16 protein-coding genes and 1 pseudogene are annotated in these 21,107 nt (G+C 31.7%); 4 read left to right on the top strand and 13 right to left on the bottom strand.

All coding sequences use genetic code 11. The annotated features are described in order from the left end of the window. Window positions 1-11 precede the first annotated feature (11 nt). From ACI5KZ_RS04815 to ACI5KZ_RS04805, 3 genes are read right to left on the bottom strand one after another with little or no spacing between them, the layout of a single operon-like run. On the bottom strand, window positions 12-1,700 hold the full coding sequence (locus ACI5KZ_RS04815; protein ID WP_406847066.1) for a DUF6909 family protein: 1,689 nt from the start codon (window positions 1,698-1,700) through the stop codon (window positions 12-14). A gap of 28 nt (window positions 1,701-1,728) precedes the next feature. After that, a complete protein-coding gene (locus tag ACI5KZ_RS04810) occupies window positions 1,729-3,231 on the bottom strand; it encodes a GH3 auxin-responsive promoter family protein (protein ID WP_406847065.1) in 1,503 nt (500 codons plus the stop codon). Then, window positions 3,231-4,100 carry a M23 family metallopeptidase gene (locus ACI5KZ_RS04805; RefSeq protein ID WP_109309203.1) on the bottom strand — a complete coding sequence of 290 codons (870 nt, stop codon included), beginning with the start codon at window positions 4,098-4,100 and terminating at the stop codon, window positions 3,231-3,233. The genes ACI5KZ_RS04810 and ACI5KZ_RS04805 overlap by 1 nt, the downstream gene beginning before the upstream one ends. Window positions 4,101-4,218: 118 nt before the next feature. Here ACI5KZ_RS04805 and ACI5KZ_RS04800 point away from each other — a divergent pair, with 118 nt between their 5' ends. Beyond that, window positions 4,219-4,401, top strand: a complete 183-nt coding sequence (locus ACI5KZ_RS04800) for a twin-arginine translocase TatA/TatE family subunit (RefSeq protein WP_109309202.1) — start codon at window positions 4,219-4,221, stop codon at window positions 4,399-4,401. A gap of 70 nt (window positions 4,402-4,471) precedes the next feature. On the opposite strand, the gene ACI5KZ_RS04795 is transcribed toward ACI5KZ_RS04800, so the two are convergent. The 3 genes from ACI5KZ_RS04795 to ACI5KZ_RS04785 all read right to left on the bottom strand — a co-directional run bounded on the left by ACI5KZ_RS04795 (window position 4,472) and on the right by ACI5KZ_RS04785 (window position 8,333). Further along, window positions 4,472-5,449, bottom strand: coding sequence for a DUF4837 family protein (locus ACI5KZ_RS04795; RefSeq protein WP_109309201.1), 978 nt, complete (start codon window positions 5,447-5,449; stop codon window positions 4,472-4,474). 27 nt (window positions 5,450-5,476) lie between these two features. Beyond that, window positions 5,477-7,069, bottom strand: a complete 1,593-nt coding sequence (locus tag ACI5KZ_RS04790; protein WP_406847064.1) for a LysM peptidoglycan-binding domain-containing protein — start codon at window positions 7,067-7,069, stop codon at window positions 5,477-5,479. A gap of 76 nt (window positions 7,070-7,145) precedes the next feature. Continuing rightward, window positions 7,146-8,333, bottom strand: a complete 1,188-nt coding sequence (locus ACI5KZ_RS04785) for a phosphoglycerate kinase (RefSeq protein ID WP_109309199.1) — start codon at window positions 8,331-8,333, stop codon at window positions 7,146-7,148. Between the two features lie 74 nt (window positions 8,334-8,407). On the opposite strand from ACI5KZ_RS04785, the pseudogene ACI5KZ_RS04780 reads away from it, so the two are divergent. Continuing rightward, window positions 8,408-9,025: pseudogene (locus ACI5KZ_RS04780) on the top strand (ATP-binding protein); the annotation flags it as partial. 597 nt (window positions 9,026-9,622) lie between these two features. Here ACI5KZ_RS04780 and ACI5KZ_RS04775 read toward each other — a convergent pair. The 5 genes from ACI5KZ_RS04775 to ACI5KZ_RS04755 all read right to left on the bottom strand — a co-directional run bounded on the left by ACI5KZ_RS04775 (window position 9,623) and on the right by ACI5KZ_RS04755 (window position 17,130). Further along, the gene (locus ACI5KZ_RS04775) at window positions 9,623-10,138 is read right to left on the bottom strand and encodes an OmpH family outer membrane protein (RefSeq protein ID WP_109309197.1); all 516 of its coding nucleotides are present in this window, start codon (window positions 10,136-10,138) and stop codon (window positions 9,623-9,625) included. Between the two features lie 231 nt (window positions 10,139-10,369). Beyond that, window positions 10,370-11,221, bottom strand: a complete 852-nt coding sequence (locus ACI5KZ_RS04770) for a class I SAM-dependent methyltransferase (RefSeq protein ID WP_109309196.1) — start codon at window positions 11,219-11,221, stop codon at window positions 10,370-10,372. A 78-nt stretch (window positions 11,222-11,299) separates the two neighbouring features. Then, complete coding sequence (mnmG, locus tag ACI5KZ_RS04765) at window positions 11,300-13,171, bottom strand: tRNA uridine-5-carboxymethylaminomethyl(34) synthesis enzyme MnmG (RefSeq protein ID WP_109309195.1); 1,872 nt, start codon at window positions 13,169-13,171, stop codon at window positions 11,300-11,302. Window positions 13,172-13,298: 127 nt separating this feature from the next. Beyond that, complete coding sequence (gene ybeY / locus ACI5KZ_RS04760) at window positions 13,299-13,718, bottom strand: rRNA maturation RNase YbeY (RefSeq protein ID WP_406847063.1); 420 nt, start codon at window positions 13,716-13,718, stop codon at window positions 13,299-13,301. Continuing rightward, window positions 13,711-17,130 carry a DUF4175 family protein gene (locus ACI5KZ_RS04755; RefSeq protein ID WP_406847062.1) on the bottom strand — a complete coding sequence of 1,140 codons (3,420 nt, stop codon included), beginning with the start codon at window positions 17,128-17,130 and terminating at the stop codon, window positions 13,711-13,713. Before ACI5KZ_RS04755 ends, ybeY begins: the two co-directional genes overlap by 8 nt. 212 nt (window positions 17,131-17,342) lie before the next feature. Here ACI5KZ_RS04755 and gltX point away from each other — a divergent pair, with 212 nt between their 5' ends. Then, the gene (gene gltX, locus ACI5KZ_RS04750; protein ID WP_406847061.1) at window positions 17,343-18,860 is read left to right on the top strand and encodes a glutamate--tRNA ligase; all 1,518 of its coding nucleotides are present in this window, start codon (window positions 17,343-17,345) and stop codon (window positions 18,858-18,860) included. Between the two features lie 292 nt (window positions 18,861-19,152). Here the strand turns inward: gltX and ACI5KZ_RS04745 are convergent, their stop codons facing one another. Continuing rightward, entirely contained in the window at window positions 19,153-19,836 is a 684-nt protein-coding gene (locus tag ACI5KZ_RS04745) for a hypothetical protein (RefSeq protein ID WP_109309191.1), read from the bottom strand. Between the two features lie 77 nt (window positions 19,837-19,913). Between ACI5KZ_RS04745 and ACI5KZ_RS04740 the strand changes: the two genes are divergently transcribed. Further along, window positions 19,914-20,837, top strand: a complete 924-nt coding sequence (locus ACI5KZ_RS04740; RefSeq protein WP_109309190.1) for an SPFH domain-containing protein — start codon at window positions 19,914-19,916, stop codon at window positions 20,835-20,837. Window positions 20,838-20,889: 52 nt separating this feature from the next. Here ACI5KZ_RS04740 and ACI5KZ_RS04735 read toward each other — a convergent pair whose 3' ends face one another. Further along, complete coding sequence (locus ACI5KZ_RS04735) at window positions 20,890-21,093, bottom strand: hypothetical protein (RefSeq protein ID WP_406847060.1); 204 nt, start codon at window positions 21,091-21,093, stop codon at window positions 20,890-20,892. Between the last annotated feature and the right edge of the window lie 14 nt (window positions 21,094-21,107).

Raw genomic sequence — 21,107 nt, 5'->3', positions numbered from 1 at the left:
AATGATAGGTGTTAATTAAATATTTGTTCTAATATTTTTCTTGTTATTAAATATGTTGGTTTTACTCCAGAGGTTCCCAGACCTCCTGAAGCCAATGTACTTCCTGTTTCTAATGGGTTATCACTTGCGTAATACGCATATCTTACTTTTACTTTTGGGTTGATGCTTCTTCTTACTTTAGATGCTGCTTGAATTGCTTTTTGGTAATGAGCACCTTCCATTTCTAAACCAATAACATTCCATGTAGAGTTAAAGAAGAATTTTAGAATTTCTTTATTTTGTAACGAAGTTCCTAAAACAGTAATCATCGCACCTTCAAAAACGGCAACACCATGTCCGTCTAAATCTTTTTTACTCAATTCGTTTTTAAACGGGTAATTATCTGCTGTTCCTTCAAAAATATGTGCTGAAGGAATCATGATGTCTCCTTTGCCTCCTTCTAAAATCCCAGCTTTCCCCATAATGGAAACAGATTCCACATTTAAATGCACTTTCTTTCCATTAAACTTAATAGGTTTCAAAAGTTCATCTATAGTTTCATAGGCTTGCTCTCCAAATGCATAATCCATGACGAATATAACAGGTTTTTCTGAATTTTTAAACGTCTCACTAACTTCAATATCTAACTTTGAAAAATCTATTTTTTCTGTATCGAAAATTTGAACATCGATGTTTGTTCCAGAACTATCTGGAATGTAAATCATTCCACTCTGCAACGCTTCCTTTGTTACTTTATTGCGTAATTCTTGATTATTTTTTTGGCTTATAGCTTCGTAAACTTCAAAGATGGTTTTCTTTTTTGCAAAAGCCTTTAATGCTGATACTGCAAATAGAGAATTCATTACACTATGCATATTAGCACTAATTATATGTATAGGTCTTTCTAATAATCCATTTTTGTTTAGAATTTCTTTAATATTATTAGACCAAATTTCACCATGTATATGATGCCCTAATCGTTCTCTTAAAACTGGACTAAAAGTCACAGTTCTTTTATTGTTATTTATAACTTCCTCTATGGCTAATTTTCCTAACCAATATACAATGTGTAATAATCTTTCTGGTTGGGAATCTAAAGCAAACTGATTATAAACTGTAACAATTTCGTTAAAGGTTCTTCCTAAAATATTAGCTGTATGTGAAATCGCAACTTCTCTTTCTTCTTGTGTGAGTTTCTTTTTTGATAAAACAGCTTTCTCTAGTTTTTTCCAATCTCTAGTTGTATCTCCTTTTTCGTCAATTAAAACTCGTTTACTAATTTTATGAGATTCTATAAAAATAAAGGTAAGATGGGTAAGAATATCATAAATTTCTGATCGTCCACGAGTGATTTCAATATTCATTTGTTCGTTATCGATACGATAACAATTTCTTCTTCTTTTAGGTGGAATTATAGGTTTAAAATGTGAATTATTATAACCTTCGTCGCTAGTTAGGTTAATAAATGTACATTCTTCAATGCCTTGTGGCAATCTATCTATAACATAAAGTAGTCCTTCTAATTCGGCTTTTTCTTCACCTACAGAACCGTATATTTCTGGTCTTAAAAGTAGTAAGGCTTCTCGAAGTGTTTCACCAGAAACTCCCATAGGCTTATAAAATCCTCTATTAAATAGGTGTCTCATGGTAATATACATTCTTTCTATGGCATTTGAACTCTCTTGAGCTCTCGTTCTTTCATGATGTTTTATTTTACTCATATATTTAATTTAGCTAACAAATATAGCATTATTTAATCAGATTTTGGGTTTCAAATACATTCGCTATTTTCCGATCGTTTGAAAGTCTCGCTATTTTATTCTGTCCCCCTAGTTTTCCAATAGATTTCATATATTCCTGAAAGCCATTTTTCTTTATTCGGGTTATTTTTAATGGTTGTAGAACGTTTCCTTTTATCAAATCGAAATAGTAACTGTTTTGACTTTGTAAAGATTCATCTATTTTTATTGATAAATCATCCAGATTTGCAGGCTCATTAACAAATTCTATGAACCACTCATGATAAGGTAAGCCTTGTTCTGGAGTTATTTGAGGGGCAACTGTAAATTCGGTTACTTGAATTTCACTTCCCTTTATTGCCTCTTGTAAGGCTTGTTCCACTTCTTTTCCAATAACATGTTCTCCAAAAGCCGAAATAAAATGCTTTATTCTTCCTGAAACAATCACACGATAGGGTTTCAAGGATGTAAACTCAACGGTATCTCCAACATTATAAGCCCAAAGACCTGCATTGGTTGAAACTATAAGTACATAATTTACTCCTAGTTCAACATCTTTAATTGTAAGTCGTTTTGGTTTTTCATTAAAAAATTCATCTGCTTTTATAAATTCATAAAAAATACCTGAATTAAGCTGAAGTAACATCCCCTTTTCGTTCTGTTTATCTTGAAAAGCAAAAAATCCTTCACTTGCTGGAAAGAGTTCAATACTATCTACTTTTCTTCCAATTAAGTTTTCAAATTTAGCGCGATATGGTTCGTAATTAACACCTCCAAAAATAAAAAGGTTGAAGTTTTTAAATACATCTCCAACTTTTTTACCAGTTTTCTCCTGTATTTTTTCAAAATACATTTGTACCCACGAAGGAATTCCAGAAATAATAGTCATGTTTTCTGGTAAAGTTTCTTCCACAATGGCATTTACTTTGGTTTCCCAATCTTCAATACAATTGGTATCCCAAGATGGCATTCTGTTTTTTTGAAGATATTTCGGCACATAATGAGCAACAATTCCAGAGAGTCTTCCTAACTGGATGCCATGTTGCTTTTCTAAAACCGGACTGCCTTGTAAGAAAATCATTTTCCCATCAACAAATTTACTGTTTCCCGTTTCAGCTATATATAGTAAGATTGCATTTCTAGCAGCTTCAACATGTGTAGGCATGCTTTCTTTAGTAATTGGAATATATTTTGCTCCAGATGTTGTTCCAGAAGTTTTTGCAAAATAAAGCGGTTTTCCTTTCCACAAAATATTTTCTTCCCCTGCAACAACACGTTCTACATAAGGTTTCAAATCTTCATAATCTCGTATTGGAACACGCTTTACAAAATCTGCATGTGTATTAATGCTAATAAAGTCATGATCTTCTCCAAATTGTGTAGCAGCTGCTGTACTAATTAATTCTTGAAATACTTTTTCTTGTGTTTCAATAGGATTATTCGCCCATTTCTGGACAGATTTATAAACACGTTTTGCGAATGGTTTTGCTAATGCAGCTTTAAGTGATAACATTAATTAAAGTCTATAAAATTGGTTGGATTAATTGGGTAACCATCTTTCCAAAGTTCAAAATGTAAATGTGGTCCAGAAGACAATTCGCCTGTATTACCAGAGGTTGCTATAACCTCTCCAGATTTAACTAATTCGCCTTGAGATTTTGTAAGCGATGCGTTGTGTTTATACACTGAAATAAGTCCATTGCTATGTTCTATTATTATCACATTTCCTGTTTCAACCGTCCATTCGGCAAAAATGATGGTTCCATCTGCCGTAGCTTTTACAGGAGTATTACTTTCTACAACAATATCAACTCCATAATGTTTTTCTTCAAAATTATAAGTTTCTGAAATGGTTCCAGTAACTGGTGGAAACAATACAAAGTTTATTTTTGAAGTGGCAGTTTCGAACAAATTATACTTGTCTTCTTTTGCTATTTTCTCTCTTAAAAGTGAATCTTCTTTCGATGGTCTTAAATCTATTTGAGAAGCAAATTGTTTGGCATCTTCTATAATAGAATCTCTATTAAAATCTACCGAACTTATCTCACCTTGAAGGACTTTTTTTATTGAAGTAAAATATCTTTCGTTAACTGCTATTAACTGTTGTAAAGAATCTGTTTTATACGTTAATTCTACAGCTTGTTTTTTTAATGCTGTAGAAGAGTAACCAGGAATATATTCTCTTAAAGAAGTAAAAGCAATTAACATGGTCGTTCCAAAAATAAGCAAGATGGAAGTTAGAGACATAAGAACAAATACATTTAAACGTGTTAATTTAAATGATAGTCTTTCTTCAAAAGTATCTTCGTTAAGTATGACCAAACGATATTTATGAAGAAGCTTCTTTTTAAACTTTTTTTTGGTTTTTTTATTCTCTGCCATTATATCAACAAAATTAAATAAAATTATGACACTTGTTGACCTCCTTTATGCTAAAGTTCTTGTTAAAACGATAATATTAAACTTTAATTATTAACTTTGTCTTTTAAAATAAATCTATATGAGTTTATATATGTTACCCTTAGCAATTGGACCATGGCAAATAGCACTAATTGTTGTTATTGTTTTATTATTATTTGGTGGAAAAAAGATACCAGAATTAATGCGTGGTTTAGGTAGTGGAATTAAAGAATTTAAAGACGCTAGCAAAGAAGAAGACGAGACAAAAGACAAAAAAGAATAATGTCTTTTTTTATAACGAAAAAACCTAACAGAATCTGTTAGGTTTTTTTTGTGTTTAGATTTTTCAGTTCCTAATCATTAATTTTTAGAGATCTAATTATAGCTTCAAGTTCAAACATGTAATCACGCTTTCCTACAGAAGGAGCAAAAGCAAATCCTTCTATAACTAGTAACCTATTATTAATTTTATCATCAATTATATAATTAATAAACGGACCAGACATAAACGCATTTTTAACGTCCCAGAGTCCTTTTGTTTCAATGGTTGGTTTATTGTCTATAATGGTTTCAAAAACAGCTGGAGCATAGGCTTCTTCCGTAATCATATAAGTTCCATCTGTAGGACCTGGAATATGTGCTTTTCCAACAGAATCTCTCAATTTAATTATTTGATCTACTAAACTATCTCCTTTTTTAATATAAGTATATGGTAATTCGTAGATCATTAAGTTGGTGGTTCCAGTAGTAATATCTTTTCTTATCCAATAAAAATTATCTTCTTCTTTAGCAATTCTATATGCTGTTGGGAAGTTTAACGTAATCCCTAAATTATTTTTTAAACTGTTGTTTTTATGAAGTGATAAGGCAATACGTCTTTGCTTTTCTTTTATTTCTTCGTTTTTAAAAGCTGCTATTATTTTTTGTTCATTTTCTTCAATTTGTTGTATAATTTCGTTATCTGTTTTACCCGTGATAAGAACTAATTTTTGTGGCTTCGCATATACGTTTGAAGCTATTTTTACTGATGCTTCACTTCCTTTTTCTATTTTTAATACAGTTCTGTTATTAGTTACAAACCCAGAAAAAACGGCTGGAGGAATCTGACTCATATTAAATAGAGGTTCGTCTTGAGGCAAACCATCTACAGGAGCTGCAAGAATATTTCTTATGGCTTCGCCTACATTACCCTCCCAAAGTTCGTTATCTATAACTACTGATAAGTTATTAATGTTTCCAGAAGACTTAGATAACATCTTTTGTTTTGAAGATTCATTATTGTTACAACTTAGTATAAACAAAAATGATACGATTAAAAGTGCATGTTTCATGTGATAATATGTGTTGGTTTTTAAAGCTTAACCTTTAGAAATTTTAAGTTTCATTCCAGGTTTTAAATTATTCCCACTAATATCGTTCCAATCTCGAATATTTTGGACAGAAACTCCTGGAAATTTTTGAGAAATGCTCCAAAGTGAGTCTCCTCTTCTAACGGTATATACTTTTCCACCACTTGAAGTTGTGGTTGTACTTAAAGGTTTACTTGTTGTAGAAGAACTATTTGTCACAGGATTTCTCGGGTAAATAGTTAATCTTTGACCTATTCTAATATTATTGCTACGTAAACCATTCCATTTTTTTAAATCGCTTACTCTCACCTTATATTTTCTAGCAATAAACCCTAAATTATCTCCACTTCTTACACGATAGCTTATTTTAGATTGCGATTCGAAAAATTGAGGCAGTGGCTTCTCTTTTTCATCAATTTCAGCTTTTGCAGATGCGTAAATTGCTGTTTCATTATTCACAAATTTTCCAACGGAAGCTCTAGGCAGTCTTAAATAATAATTTTTTCCTTCTATATATGGAATAATATCTAATTTGTATGAAGGGTTTAAAAACTGAAGCTCTTCAATAGGCACCTCTGTTGCTTCAGAGACTTGATCCAGTGTGATTAATTGCTTCACTCTAATGGTATCTGTTTCTATAAAATGAAACATGGGTTTTTCAGGTTTAAAACCATGCTCCTCAGCATACTCAAAAATATACATTGTGGCTAAAAAAGCTGGTACATATCCAGCTGTTTCTCTAGGTAAATTATGACGAATATTCCAGTAATTCTCATAACCTCCAGAACGACGAATGGCTTTAGACACGTTTCCTGGTCCAGAATTATAGGCTGCTAACGCCAAATCCCAATCGCCAAATATTTCGTAAAGTTTCGATAAATAAACAGCTGCTGTTGTTGTAGATTTTATTGGGTCGCTACGTTCATCTACATAACTACTTACATCTAGTCCATATTGTTTTCCTGTTGCAAACATAAACTGCCACAAACCTGTTGCTCCAACTCTAGATCTCGCTCTTGGTTTTAAAGCAGACTCTACAATGGCTAGATATTTCATTTCAAGTGGAATATCTTTAGCATCAAACTCTCTCTCGAACATGGGAAAATAATAATGACTTAAGCCCATAATTCGATCAAAATATGACCTTCTATTTTTTAAAAAGTTTTTAATTACACTTTCTAAAGATGGGTTATACGCCACATTAAAAGGCGTTTTAGCATCTAACCTTTTTAATCTGGCTTTTAATGTATCGGTAGAAAGTTCTGGGTAATCTATCTCTTTATAGTCTAACTCAGATACTGTTTTGTAAATAGTATCATATAACGTGTTGCTGTATAATTCTTCTAACCATTTTTCATCAAATTGAACGGCTTGTTCATGATCAACAAGAGTCATTAAATCTGAAATTTCTGGAATAGGTTCTATAGGTAATTTATACAGTTTCTTGCCATCAATGATGGTGTCTAATACGTATTTTTCGCCAGCAACCAGCTCTGATTCAGATAGTTTTTCTGTTTTATTTTTAGCAATCAAAGAATCTTGTGCATACGTTATACCGATACTTAAAACGAAAACAAAAGTTAAGATTTTATTTAAATACATAGGACTGAGTTTGTTTAACTATAGTAAACGTATGTGCTATTAATTTCTTACAATTATAAATATACAATTTAAAGCTTTAATCTAATATGGCGGCAATTCCTGGAAGTGTTTTTCCTTCTAAGCTTTCAAGCATTGCTCCTCCTCCAGTACTCACATAACTCACTTTGTCTTCGAAACCAAATTGCTTTACAGCTGCAACAGAATCTCCTCCTCCTACAAGAGAAAAAGCACCTTCTTTAGTAGCTTCAGAAATGGCATGTCCTAAAGCAATGGTTCCCTTTGCAAAATTTGGCATTTCAAAAACACCTAATGGCCCATTCCATAAAATAGTTTTAGATTCTTTAATAACTTGAGCAAAAAGAGCTTCCGTATTTGGACCAATATCTAATCCCATCCAGCCATCTGGTATATTATATACATCGCAAGTATTTGTATGTGCATCATTACTAAAGGCGTCAGCAATAATAGCATCTACAGGTAAATGTACTTGCACGTTTTTTGCCTTAGCTTTTTCTAAAATTTCATTAGCTAAGGATAATTTATCCTCTTCAACCAAAGAATTTCCAATGTGTCCTCCTTGAGCTTTTATAAACGTGAATGTCATGCCTCCACCAATAATTAAATGATCTATTTTATCTAAAATATTATCTATAATGGTGATTTTTGAAGATACTTTTGCACCACCTAGTATAGCACAAACAGGTTTCTCGCCTGTTTTCATGACTTTATCAATGCTTTCAATTTCTTGAGCCAATAAATATCCAAAACACTTATTGTCTGGAAAGAATTGAGCTATTATTGTTGTAGAAGCATGTGCTCTATGTGCTGTTCCAAAGGCATCGTTTACATATACATCTCCTAAACTAGAAAGTGCTTTTGAAAAGGCTTCATCTCCAGCTGTTTCTTCTTGATGAAATCGTAAATTTTCAAGTAATAAAATCTGACCAGGTTGCAAATTTTTTGCAGCAGTTGTAGCTTCTTCGCCAATACAGTCTGAAACAAATTTTACTTCCACACCTAAAATATCTTCAACTTTATCAACAATATGTTTTAATGAAAACGTCTCATCAACCCCTTTTGGTCTCCCTAAATGCGACATTAAAATACAGGATCCTCCATCTTCAAGGATTTTAATAATGGTTGGTTTTGCAGACCTAATTCTAGTATCATCTGTAACCTTGAATTCATCATTTAAAGGCACATTAAAATCTACGCGAATTAAGGCTTTTTTATTTTTAAAATTAAAGTCGTTTAGTGTTTTCATAAGTTCCTATTTTGAGTGACAAATATAATTTTTTCAATTCAAAAAAAAGAGATGAATTCTGTTATCTTTGCTTCATGCTATTTAGTGAAATTCTAGGTCAAGAACATATAAAAACCCATTTAACACAAAGTGCCAATCATGGCCGTGTACCACATGCGCAACTTTTTGTAGGTCCAGAGGGTTCTGGAACATTACCAATGGCAATTGCTTATGCACAATATATATTGTGTAAAAATGTTGCAGGTGAAAACACAGGTGAAAACGAGTCTTGCAACCTGAAGTTCAACAACTTATCTCATCCTGATCTGCATTTTGCTTTTCCAGTAGCAACAAACGATAAAGTTAAAAGACATCCTGTATCAAGTATGTTTTTAGAAGAATGGCGAGAACTGTTAAAAGAACAACCATATGGAAATTTGTTTGATTGGTATAAAAAACTTGGCGTTGAAAATAAACAAGGACAGATTGGCGTAGATGAAGCAACTGAAGTTGTAAAATCTTTAGCTTTAAAAGCTTATGAAGGAGGTTATAAAGTCATGCTAATTTGGATGGCAGAAAAAATGAATACCTCTGCTGCCAACAAACTATTAAAGCTTATAGAAGAACCACCAAACAAAACTGTTTTTATCCTTATATCTGAAGACGAAGAGCAAATTATAAACACCATTCGCTCTAGATGTCAAGTATTACACTTCCCTCCTTTAGCTGAAGACGTAATTAAAGAAGCCATTATAAAAAACTATAATTTAGACCAATCCGTTGCTGCAAAAATTGCACATCAAGCAAATGGTAATTACAATAAAGCTTGCGATTTGGTCTATCATGATAGTGAAGATACACCTTTTGAAACCTGGTTTATTTTTTGGATTAGATCTGCTTTTAAAGCGAAAGGAAATAAAAGTGCCATTCACGATTTAATTTCCTGGAGTGAAGATATTTCTAAAACTGGTAGAGAAACACAAAAACAGTTTTTACAATTTTGCATTACCTTTTTTAGACAAGCACTTTTACAAAATTATCAAGCTAGTGATTTAGTCTATTTAGAAACAAAAACAGAAAATTTTGATCTAAAGAAGTTTGCACCTTTTGTTCATGGTAATAATATTGTAGAAATCACTCAAGAACTTCAAGATGCTATCTATCATATAGAACGCAACGGAAATTCTAAAATAATTCTAACGGATTTATCAATAAAACTAACCAGATTACTTCATAAAAAAGACAGTTAGATAGAAAATAAAAAGCGCCAAACTTTCGTTTGACGCTTTTCTATCTTACTTTTTTAAAATTTAATCCTTTTTATACGCAGCATTTAAAGCATCTAAAATAGTTTGAGTTACTTCATTTTCTTCAGCTCCATACATAACAGACCCTCCTTCATTGCTTCCAAAAATATAAGCATATCCATTATTCTTGCCATACTCCGAAACAAAATCTTTCACCTTAGAAATTAATGAATCTATTGCTACTTGGCTTTCTTTTTGAATTTGCTGTTCTTCTAACTGAATGCGTTGTTGCAACACTTGTTGTTTCTGACTTAAAGCTTGATATTCTTGTTGTGCTTGAGCATCTGGTAATTTTTGAGCTTTTAATTGAAACGCTTGAGCTTCTATTTGGAATGCTTTACTTGTACTATCTGTTCTTTTTTGAAACGCTTCAATTTTTACTTTAAATTTTGCTTCAATATCAATTTTTTCTTGATAGTTGTTAATGACTTCTGCATTATCAATAAATCCTGTTTTTAATGATTGCTCACAAGAAACCAATGTCACAATTGCTAATGCAATTAAAAATATATTTTTCATTTTTTTGTTTTGATTTTAATTTGTGGCAAATGTAGAAAAGTAAAAGTTATAGTTTAAAAAAATAATTGATAATTTAAATAATAAGAATAATTTATTTAAAACAATACATACTATAAGTAATTTTGATTGAAAATCACTTCAATAAACGCTTTTTAAGACGCTTTTAGGTTTTTTGTTACTTAGAGCCCGGTTTGACTGCAATTCGTTTATACAAATCTTTTAAATAAAGAATTAGCAGTTTTTAACTATATAAATTAATGAAGAATACTCTCCAGATCGTTTTGCCTTAAAGTTTGATAGCCATCCAACACGAACAGCATTAAAAATGTTAGAGACACCATTTTTATATTTTTCAGAAAGCAGACTCACATAATATGAATCGAATTTCATTGGGAGTGTTTTTTCAACTCTCATATTTTGTTTAGAAACTAATTTTGAAATTGAATCTTCCGAAAAATGCCAAAGATGCCTTGGCACATCAAAAGCTGCCCAGAAACTTTTGTAATATAAAGCGTCATAACTTTTATAATTTGGAACAGCAATAATTAAAGTACCATTTGATTTTAATAAGCGCTTAAAAGTTGAAAGTTGATTCTCTAAGTTTGGTAAATGTTCTAAGACATGCCATAATGTAATTACATCGAAACTTTGAGAATTAAATTTTAATAATTGTTCAATATCAAATACCGAATTATTAGTTTTTAAATTTGAAATTTTCCTGGCATTTTGATTTGGTTCAATACCCGAAACTATCCAATTATTTTGTTGAGCTGTTTGTAAAAAATCTCCGGTTCCACAACCAACATCTAGAAGGTTTTTTTCATTAGTTGAAAATGAATTAATTAATTTCAATTTTCGCTTTAAAGAAATATTCCGAACGAAATGATACGCTTTTTCAAACAAATTTCTTTTTGAATCTGTATGAGAAATATAGTCTTCTGTTTTATAATATTCTGGAAGTGCTACTTGACTAGGCTGAGGAAATGTTTCTAAAAATCCAAATGTTTTATTTTCAATTAACTGAAATTCTTCTCCTGAAACAGAGTGGTCTTTGACTTGTAAATACACTAATTTATTCTTCATAAAATCGAATCCCTATACTTTAGAAATTACCTAACAATTATATGTTCCACGTGGAACATGTTTAAAAATGAGCATCATTTATCTTCCCATATAAACTAAAAGCACGGACACGTCACTTGGAGAAACACCACTAATTCGTGAAGCTTGAGAAATAGTTACTGGTTGAATTTTATTTAATTTCTCCCTCGCTTCCAAACTCATTGATTGTAATTTAGAATAATCAAAATTCTTTGGGATTTTAATATTTTCAAGCCTACTTAATTTATCGGCATTATTCTTTTCTTTCTCAATGTATCCAGAATATTTAATTTGGATTTCAGCTTGTTCGATTACTTCATTGTCTAGATGATGGTCTTGAATATAAGTCTCAACAGCTTCCACTTGACGCATATCATCTATAGTAATGTTAGGTCTAGAAAATATTTTTTGCATCTTATCTGATTGCTTCATCAAAGCAGAATCTTTAGCTTCTAAAATAGGATTAATGTCTTCGTGTTTGACACTGGTATCTGCAAAAAACTTTACAAATGCTTCAGATTTTTCTTGCTTCTCCTCCATACGCTTCATCCTTTTTTCTGAAGCCAAACCAAGTTTATATGCTTTGGGTGTTAATCTAAAATCGGCATTATCCTGTCTTAGTAAAGTTCTATATTCAGCTCGAGACGTAAACATACGATAAGGCTCCTCTGTACCTTTTGTAATTAAATCATCAATCAACACACCTATATATGCTTCGCTTCTACTTAACATAAAAGGATCTTTTTCTTGTACTTTTAAAGCTGCATTAATTCCAGCCATCAAACCTTGAGATGCAGCTTCTTCATATCCTGTAGTTCCATTAATTTGTCCTGCAAAATATAAACCTTCAATCAACTTTGTTTCTAAAGTGTGCTGTAATTGTGTTGGTGGAAAATAATCGTATTCAATTGCGTAACCTGGACGAAAGAATTTCACATTTTTAAACCCAGCTACAGAACTTAAAGCTTTAAACTGAACATCTTCAGGTAATGATGTAGAAAATCCATTTATATACATTTCAACAGTATTCCAACCTTCTGGCTCTATAAACAATTGATGCCTGTCTTTATCTGCAAATCGATTAATCTTATCTTCAATCGACGGACAGTATCTTGGGCCTAAGCTTTTAATTCTACCATTAAACATTGGCGATCTTTCAAAGCCTTCACGAAGTAAATCATGCACTTTCGGACTTGTATAGCTCATATAGCAAGAACGCTGTTTTGTTAATGGCTTAGTAATATCTAAATAAGAAAACTTCTCAGGATTTTCATCTCCAGGTTGCTCAATCATTTTAGAATAATCCAATGATCTGCCATCAACTCTTGGTGGTGTTCCGGTTTTCATTCGTCCAGATTCAAAACCAAAACTTACCAATTGTTCTGTAATTCCTGTAGCTGCTTTTTCTCCTGCTCTTCCTCCTCCAAAATTTTTATCTCCAATATGAATTAGCCCATTTAAAAAGGTGCCATTTGTTAATACTACAGACTTGCATTTTACTTCAATTCCTAAAGAGGTTTTTACACCTACTACTTTATTGTTTTCTACAACAAGTCCAGAAACCATCTCCTGATAAAAATCTAAATTTTCTGTATTTTCTAACATCAAACGCCAATCTTCAGCAAAGCGCATTCTGTCACTCTGCACACGAGGACTCCACATGGCAGGTCCTTTAGATTTATTAAGCATTTTAAACTGAATAGCAGAAGTGTCACTAACAATTCCACTATACCCTCCAAGCGCATCAATCTCTCTAACAATTTGTCCTTTTGCAATTCCTCCCATAGCAGGATTACAAGACATTTGAGCAATGTTTTGTAGATTCATGGTAATAAGCAAAGTCTTGCTTCCCATGTTTGCAGCAGCAGCAGCAGCTTCGCTTCCTGCGTGACCACCACCAACTACTATAACATCGTATACTGTATTAAACATAACTTGTTTTATTCTTAAGTTTCCTTCTTATTAATTTAAAGGAATAAATTGTTCCACGTGGAACAATTGTATTATATATTATAAAAATATCTTGTTTGAAATAAATAATTTGCAAATATACACTGATTTAGTGAACATTAGCAAATAACTGAAGGTAATGATTTTCCTTTTCACGCATTAGTTTTGCGTCTGCATCTGTTTTGTCTTTATAACCACAATAATGTAAAATACCATGAACCATCACCCGATTTAATTCATCTTCAAACGAAACTTTAAAATCTTTTGCATTATCAGAAACTCTCTCGGTTGAAATGTAAATATCACCTTGTAATATCTTTCCTACGGTGTAATCAAAACTAATAATATCCGTTAAGGTGTCGTGTTGTAAGTATTCAATATTAAATTTAAGTAAGTAATCGTCGTCACAAAAAATGTAATTGATCTCTCCTAACTTGCGTTCTTCACTTGTAATTACAGTTTCTAACCACGTAGATACTTGAGATGCATTATTGAGTTGAAACGTGTTTTCTGAATTGTAACTAATCATTCTCCTGTTTGAAATATTCTTTAACTTTTTTATTATAAACTGGCTGCAAAGGTAAACTTTGTCTGTTTAAAATTTCATTTGTGTTAAAATATTCTTTTGCTTTTGGAATCTGGTTATTCGTATTATTATCAAATTCATTAGAATTGGTGTCTGATTTACGTTTGGTATCTTGTCCTTGCTGAAACGTCGCGTTTTCCAATTTCAATAATTGATGTTGTAAATTCATCATTTTCTCTAGGGTTCTTTGGGTAAAACCTTTATTTAATAAATCCATTTCAACTTGTTCCATTTGCTTTAACAAATTATTACCAGCTGGGTTAATACCTTCTTTAGCTAACCTATCTTCTAAAGCTTGTCTAATTTGTTGTTGTTGCTGGTAAATTTTAAATAATTCACCATTCATTTCTTCAGACATTGAACCCTCACCTTGACCTTGTTGCTTGCCGTCACTGCCCGTTATACCGTCTTTTCCACCTCCCTCATTATCTCCATTTTCGCCTTTATTACCCTCTTTTCCTTGATTACCTTCTTTACCTTCGCCCTCGTCTTTAGGTTTACCATCTTGGCCTTTGTTCATGCCTTCACCCATTTGCTTGTTTAGCTCTTCTTGACTCATAATTATGTCTGGCAACCCCTGCTCTGGTTTCCCTTGACCTCCTTTTCCTTGTCCACTTGCTTGCATTTGCATAGAATCCATGACGTTGCTTAAAAAGTCGGCTAAATTGTTAGCAGATGTAATGGTGTATTGCTGATTAGAAACACCTTGGAAAATGTTATTTTCTGAAAACTGATCTAGAGACTTATCTATGTTATAAAACACTTCAGAAATTTCTTTATTGACGAATTCTGAAAGTTTTGGTTGCCTTAAAGACAAGGCAAATAAACTATCGTCTATATGTGAAAAATGCTCTTTTAAAGTGTATTGCTTTTTTAAATAGGTTGCATATTTATTATGATTTACTTCAATAACTTTAAACTGGTTCATCAAGGCTTCTTGGTCTAAAGAAAACAAAATCAAGTTGTCTAAAATCTGACGTAACATCTCAATATCTTCCTGCATCTGCTCTCCTCCTCCCATCATTTGCATACCAGCTTCCATTTTCTTACTTAGGTTTTTCATTTTTTGACCAGCTTGTTTTTGCTTCTTAGAGGCTTTTTTTTGATTTTCTTGTGCATCTTGCTCTTGATTCTGTTCTTCGTTTTCTTCCTTTTCTCCTAATTCATCTGAAGCTTCATTCTGATCTTTTTTAATATCTTCTTCTTGCTTTTTATCTTGAGGAAGCTTTAGTGGATCGATTAAACTTTCATTTTCCTTTTGAAGTTTTTCCATTTCTTTTTGAAAATCTTCAAATTCTTTATTTAGTTCTTCCTGTTTTTCTTTAGTGTTGTTTTCTTTTGTTTCATTGGAAAGATCTAATTGTTTTTCAGCTAAATCTTCCAATTCTTTTTGAAGCTTTTCGAGCTTTTTAGACACATAATATTTCTTGGTCAACTCTAATAACTGCTCTAAACTTCGCTTCTTATTTTTATTTTGCTTTGCAAGTTGCTCAAGCTTTTCAGATAGTTCTTCTTTATTTATTTTCTCCTGAAGTTTTTCAAGTTCTTCAAGAAGCTTTTCGTCTTTTTTAAGCTGTTCTTCATTTTCTTTTAAACGTTCTTTTAAATCTTCTTTAAATGGATCTTGTTCTTCATTTTCCTTTTGAAAATCTTCTAAATTTTCCTTGAGCTGTTTGTTAAAATTCTGCATCATTTCTTCTTGTTGCTTTTGGCGCTTCAAAAAGTTTTCTAATTGTCGTTTATCATTGAAATTTAACTCTGCTTTTTCTTTTTGGGTTTTAGAAAGTGATTCTAATTCTTTTTGACGTTCGTCAAGCTTTTCAAGCGACTTATCTAAACTTTGTATGGTTTCACTTTGTTGTTCTAATTGTTTTTGTTCCTCTTCATCTTTCGTTAATTTTCTATAAGAATAAACCGTACTTTTTGTGCTTTTGTAGTTGTGTAACACATCATTATCAAACACCTGAAAAAATAAATTATAACTTACACCTTCCTTGAGTTGTAATTGGTTTGGAAATGCACTGATGAAATCTGCTACGTTAGATGAAGAAATTGGAATTGGCTCATACTTAATATCTTCTTGATTATCGGTTGGAAAATACACCAATTGTAGTTTACTTAATCCATAATCATCACTAGCTTGGCCATGAAAATACAACGATTGTTGATCTAAGCTATCTACAGCTATTTTCATGGATAATTCGGGATACTCATCTGAAATAACATCAATACTATACGACAGAGTTTCGTAGTTCTTCAATTTTGCGTTACTAGTAGTTAAACTGTAGTCTAGAGGTTTTGAAACTTGCTTTGTGGTTTCAAACTTATCTAAAGCTGTTTTTGATAATTCTAGGGTGTCTTTGGAAATTAACTGAACTTGTTCCGTTGACTTGGTCTTTAACTTCCATGTAATTTTTGTTCCTTGTGGAACGATAGCATTTCCAGTACTTTTTAAAACCTCATCTGTTCTTTTAGTGTATGACGGATAATCTAAAAGCATTTCAAAATGGAGCAGACTTGGAACTTCCTCTACATTTAATACATATGGTTTAGACCTGACATTATTTGCTGTTAATTGAAATTCAATATTCAATTTTGGCCTTGAAAAAACATACTCAAACAGTCCTGTTTTTACTTGTTGAAGCACATAAGATTCATTATTAAACGTAATCTTTACGTTCTCAGGAACCACGTCTCCAGCAGTTGAAACTATTAATTTAAAATCGGTATTTTCGTTAGTACTTAAAGATTCATTGAGAACAAAAAAATGAAATGGCGCTGGAGGCTCGTAAGCTGTTTTATAATTCAAAACGCGATTATAACTATCGCTAAACCAATTAATGTGACCAGTTACAAAGGTTAAAAACAAAATTAGTACAGGAATAGCTGCGTATTTTAGATACTTTAAATTGGATTTAAAATTCACTGCTAATTTAAAAGGAATGGGTTGTAATTCTGATGATTTTTGATCTATACTCGCCAATAGTAGTTCAGATTCTGTCGAATCTTCTTTTAATTGAAGGACATTTAAAAGCTTATCGTTAACCTCTGGAAAATGATTTCCAATAATTTTTGAAGCTGCTTTATAATCTATTCCTTTCTGAAGTTTAAATAATTTTGCTAATGGAATAGCAATAAACTTAAAGAACAATGCTAGCTCTACACCAATAAAAACCCAAAACAAAATGGTTCTGGCAGTTGGATTAAGCCAAAGCACATATTCTACAAAAAGGGTAAACAAGAAATACAAAAAACCTAAAGCAAAAAATAATATGGCTCCTTTGAGCAATTCGTTGGTATAAAAGCGTCTTATAAATTGCTCTAATTTTAATTGTATGTCTTCAAATTTAGTCATGTAATTTAATCACCTGTTTTCTTAACCACTAAAACTACAATAATATTTTTACTCTTAAATATATAGATTTGGTAAAACTTAGTTAATTTTCAATTAGAATTATAAAAAAGCTAGGTTAATAGTCTTCCTTCTTAATAATCTGTTTGCTTTATCTTATTTTCTTTGTTCTTTCTTCTGCTCTGCTCTATCTTTGCAACTTCAAACAAAACAAGATGTCAAAACAAGTTAGAGTGCGTTTTGCACCAAGTCCAACAGGACCTTTACATATTGGAGGTGTAAGAACAGCACTTTTCAACTACCTTTTTGCTAAAAAACACAACGGAACTTTTATTCTTAGAATTGAAGATACCGATCAAAATAGATACGTTGAAGGTGCCGAAAATTACATTGTTGAATCCTTAAATTGGTGTCATATTCCTTTTGATGAAGGTCCAGGAAAAAACGAAAAATTTGGTCCATACAGACAAAGTGAACGCAAACATTTATACAAAGAATATGCTGATAAATTAATTGCTTCTGGCAATGCTTATTACGCTTTTGATACAGCTGAAACTTTAGATTTTCATAGAAAAGACCATGAAGAAAAAGGGAAAACGTTTATCTATAATTGGCATAACCGTTTAAAATTAGAAAACTCATTATCGCTTTCTGCTGAAGAAACTCAAGCAAAATTAGATGCTGGCGAAGATTATGTGATTCGATTTAAATCGCCTCAAGATGAAACCTTGCATTTAACTGATATTATACGTGGTAATATCACGATTGATACCAACGTGTTAGACGATAAAGTGTTGTTTAAAAGCGATGGTATGCCAACTTATCATTTAGCGAATATTGTGGACGACCATTTAATGGAAATCACACATGTGATTCGTGGTGAAGAATGGTTGCCTTCTTTAGCTTTACATTTTCAATTATACAAAGCATTTGGTTGGGAGGCTCCTGAATTTGCACATTTACCACTTATCTTAAAACCAACTGGAAAAGGAAAATTAAGCAAACGTGATGGCGATAAATTAGGATTTCCCGTCTTTCCATTAGCTTATAAAGACCATAAAACAAATGAAGTATCTCGAGGCTATAGAGAAGATGGTTATTTTTCTGAAGCTGTTGTCAATTTTTTAGCCTTTTTAGGATGGAACCCTGGAACCGAACAAGAGATATTTAATTTAGAAGAATTAGTTCAGGCTTTCGATTTAAGTCGTGTAAACAAAGCTGGAGCCCGTTTTGATCCAGATAAAATAAAATGGTTTAACCATCATTATATGCAAGAGCAAGACAACGATATGCTTGCAGAACAATTTCAAATACTTTTTCCTGAAGAGCTGAAAGACATAGACATCAATTACATTTCTATGGTTATCAATCTGGTAAAAGAGCGAGCTACTTTTGTAACCGATTTTTGGAATTTAGGACACTTTTTCTTCGAAACACCATCAGATTTAGATGAGAAAGCTGTTAAAAAAGCCTGGAAAGAAGATTCACCAGAATTAATGAAAGAATTGATATCTGTTATTTCTTCTGTTGAAGATTTTACAGTTGAAAGTCTTCAAACAGATGTTAAGGGCTGGATTGCTTCAAAAGAAATAGGTTTTGGAAAAGTCATGATGCCTTTACGTTTGGCATTGGTTGGCGCTTTACAAGGGCCTGAAGTTTTCGATATTATGTATTTAATTGGAAAAGATGAAAGCATGAGACGTATTGAGAATTTAATCAACACATTATCATAAAAATTTAAATAAATAATTAACCTCTCGATAAACTAATATTATACCCATAATCAAAAAAATTATAAGACCAACAACTATATTTACATTAAAAGAAAAAGACATACTATCAAATTTTTCCTATCGGTTAATCTCTTTTTTTAATAAAAAATATAGGTATAAACTACAGGAAATAATTAACAATATTCCAAGCAAAAACTTATAAATATCCATAAATTAATTGATGTCATTCCGACGACAGGAGGAATCTCTTTAACCTACTTGAGATTCTTCGCTTTCGCTCTGAATGACAGTATTAAAAAGTTATCATCGCTGTAAAAGCAAACATAGACTGGTTTCCTTTAATCTTCTTATCGTTTCCTGTGAGATCTAAATTACTATCGTTTAATTTATTTAACATGTTAGTAAAGCCATAAATATATTGTGCTTTTAATCTAAAAAAAGCATAACCAGCTGAAACCCCTATGGCACCATCGACATTAAAATTAGTAATGTCTTTTAAATCTTTAGCTAATAAATTATCGTAAGAGTTAATTATATAATTCTCATATTTTTTATCATCCATTTCCATGTCGCCATTATATTGAATCATAGGTCCAACATCAATGGTTAAAAAGCTTTGAATTAGTTTCACATGCATTAATAAAGCAACTTGAGCTGTAAATATTTTATAGTCTACAAACTCTTCATTTAAACTAATTGGTAGAGGTCTAGAAGAAATACCAACATGGTTTTCAGATAATTGAATGGTATAACTTACATTGTACCATTTATGAGGAATATCGACCGTTGCCGAAGCTCCTGCTTGCCAACCATTACCTTTTTTAGTAGTAAAATTATCAGTTAAAATATCGTATTGAGTGATTCCTCCATAGATACCAAAGCCGTTTTGGATTCTATAGTTTCTACCTTGTCCATATGAAACTGTAACAAAACCGATACACAATGCTACTAATACTATAAGTTGTCTTTTTTGCATGATTGTTCTTGTGTGATTGTGACAAATATAACTTAAATTAGTAGTCATTTATTTTACAACTCTTAAAAAATCCTATTATGTCCATTTTATCTATACCTATTATAATCTTAGGTTTGTTCATTTTTATCTCTTTGTTTTTTATTGTAAAACAACAAACAGCTGTTATTGTAGAACGCTTTGGAAGATTTCATAGTATTCGTCAGTCTGGATTGCAACTAAAAATTCCCTTGGTTGATAGAATAGCTGGAAGATTAAGTTTAAAAATTCAACAATTAGATGTTATCATTGAAACTAAAACCTTAGATGATGTTTTTGTTAGATTAAAAGTATCAGTTCAATATAAAGTGATTAGAGAAAAGGTATATGATGCTTTCTATAAATTAGATTACCCTCACGAACAAATAACCAGTTATGTATTTGATGTCGTTCGAGCTGAAGTTCCTAAAATGAAACTAGACGATGTCTTCGTGAAAAAGGATGATATTGCATTGGCTGTAAAAGCTGAACTTAATGATGCCATGTCTGATTATGGTTTTGATATTATTAAAACGCTTGTTACAGATATCGATCCTGATGCTCAAGTAAAACAAGCCATGAACCGAATTAATGCTTCAGAGCGTGAAAAAATTGCAGCACAATTTGAAGGTGATGCTGCCAGAATATTAATTGTTGAAAAAGCCAAAGCTGAAGCTGAAAGTAAACGCTTACAAGGTCAAGGAATTGCAGATCAAAGACGTGAAATTGCTAGAGGTCTAGAAGAGTCTGTTGATGTTTTAAATCGTGTAGGAATTAATAGTCAAGAAGCTTCTGCATTAATTGTGGTAACGCAACATTATGATACCTTACAAGCCATTGGAAGTGAAACAAATACGAATTTAATTTTATTACCAAATTCACCTCAAGCTGGATCTAATATGTTAAACGATATGGTTGCAAGTTTTACAGCAAGTAACCAAATTGGGGAAGCCATGAAGAATACGAATAAGAAAAAAGAAGATTAGTTTCTTATTAAATAAATTAAAAAACCTCCAACCTATAAAGATTGGAGGTTTTTTAATTTTTTGCTTCTTTCTTAGCTATTAAATCTTTTAAAATGGCTAAGTATTTTTCCAATTCTTCAGTTGATATATTTGGATGTTCCATATTGGGTATGGTAATCGGGTTTTCGTCTAGATACTTATAACTGACTGGGTACTTTTTCTTAATATAAAGCAATGACTCTGATATTTCTGTAAGTAACTCTTTCACAGTTTTCATATTAAGTTTGATGT

The organism is Xanthomarina sp. GH4-25, assembly GCF_045363175.1.
Lineage (GTDB): Bacteria > Bacteroidota > Bacteroidia > Flavobacteriales > Flavobacteriaceae > Xanthomarina.
The sequence above is the reverse complement of the archived record's forward strand: the minus strand, read 5'-3'. Positions and strand labels throughout refer to the sequence as shown.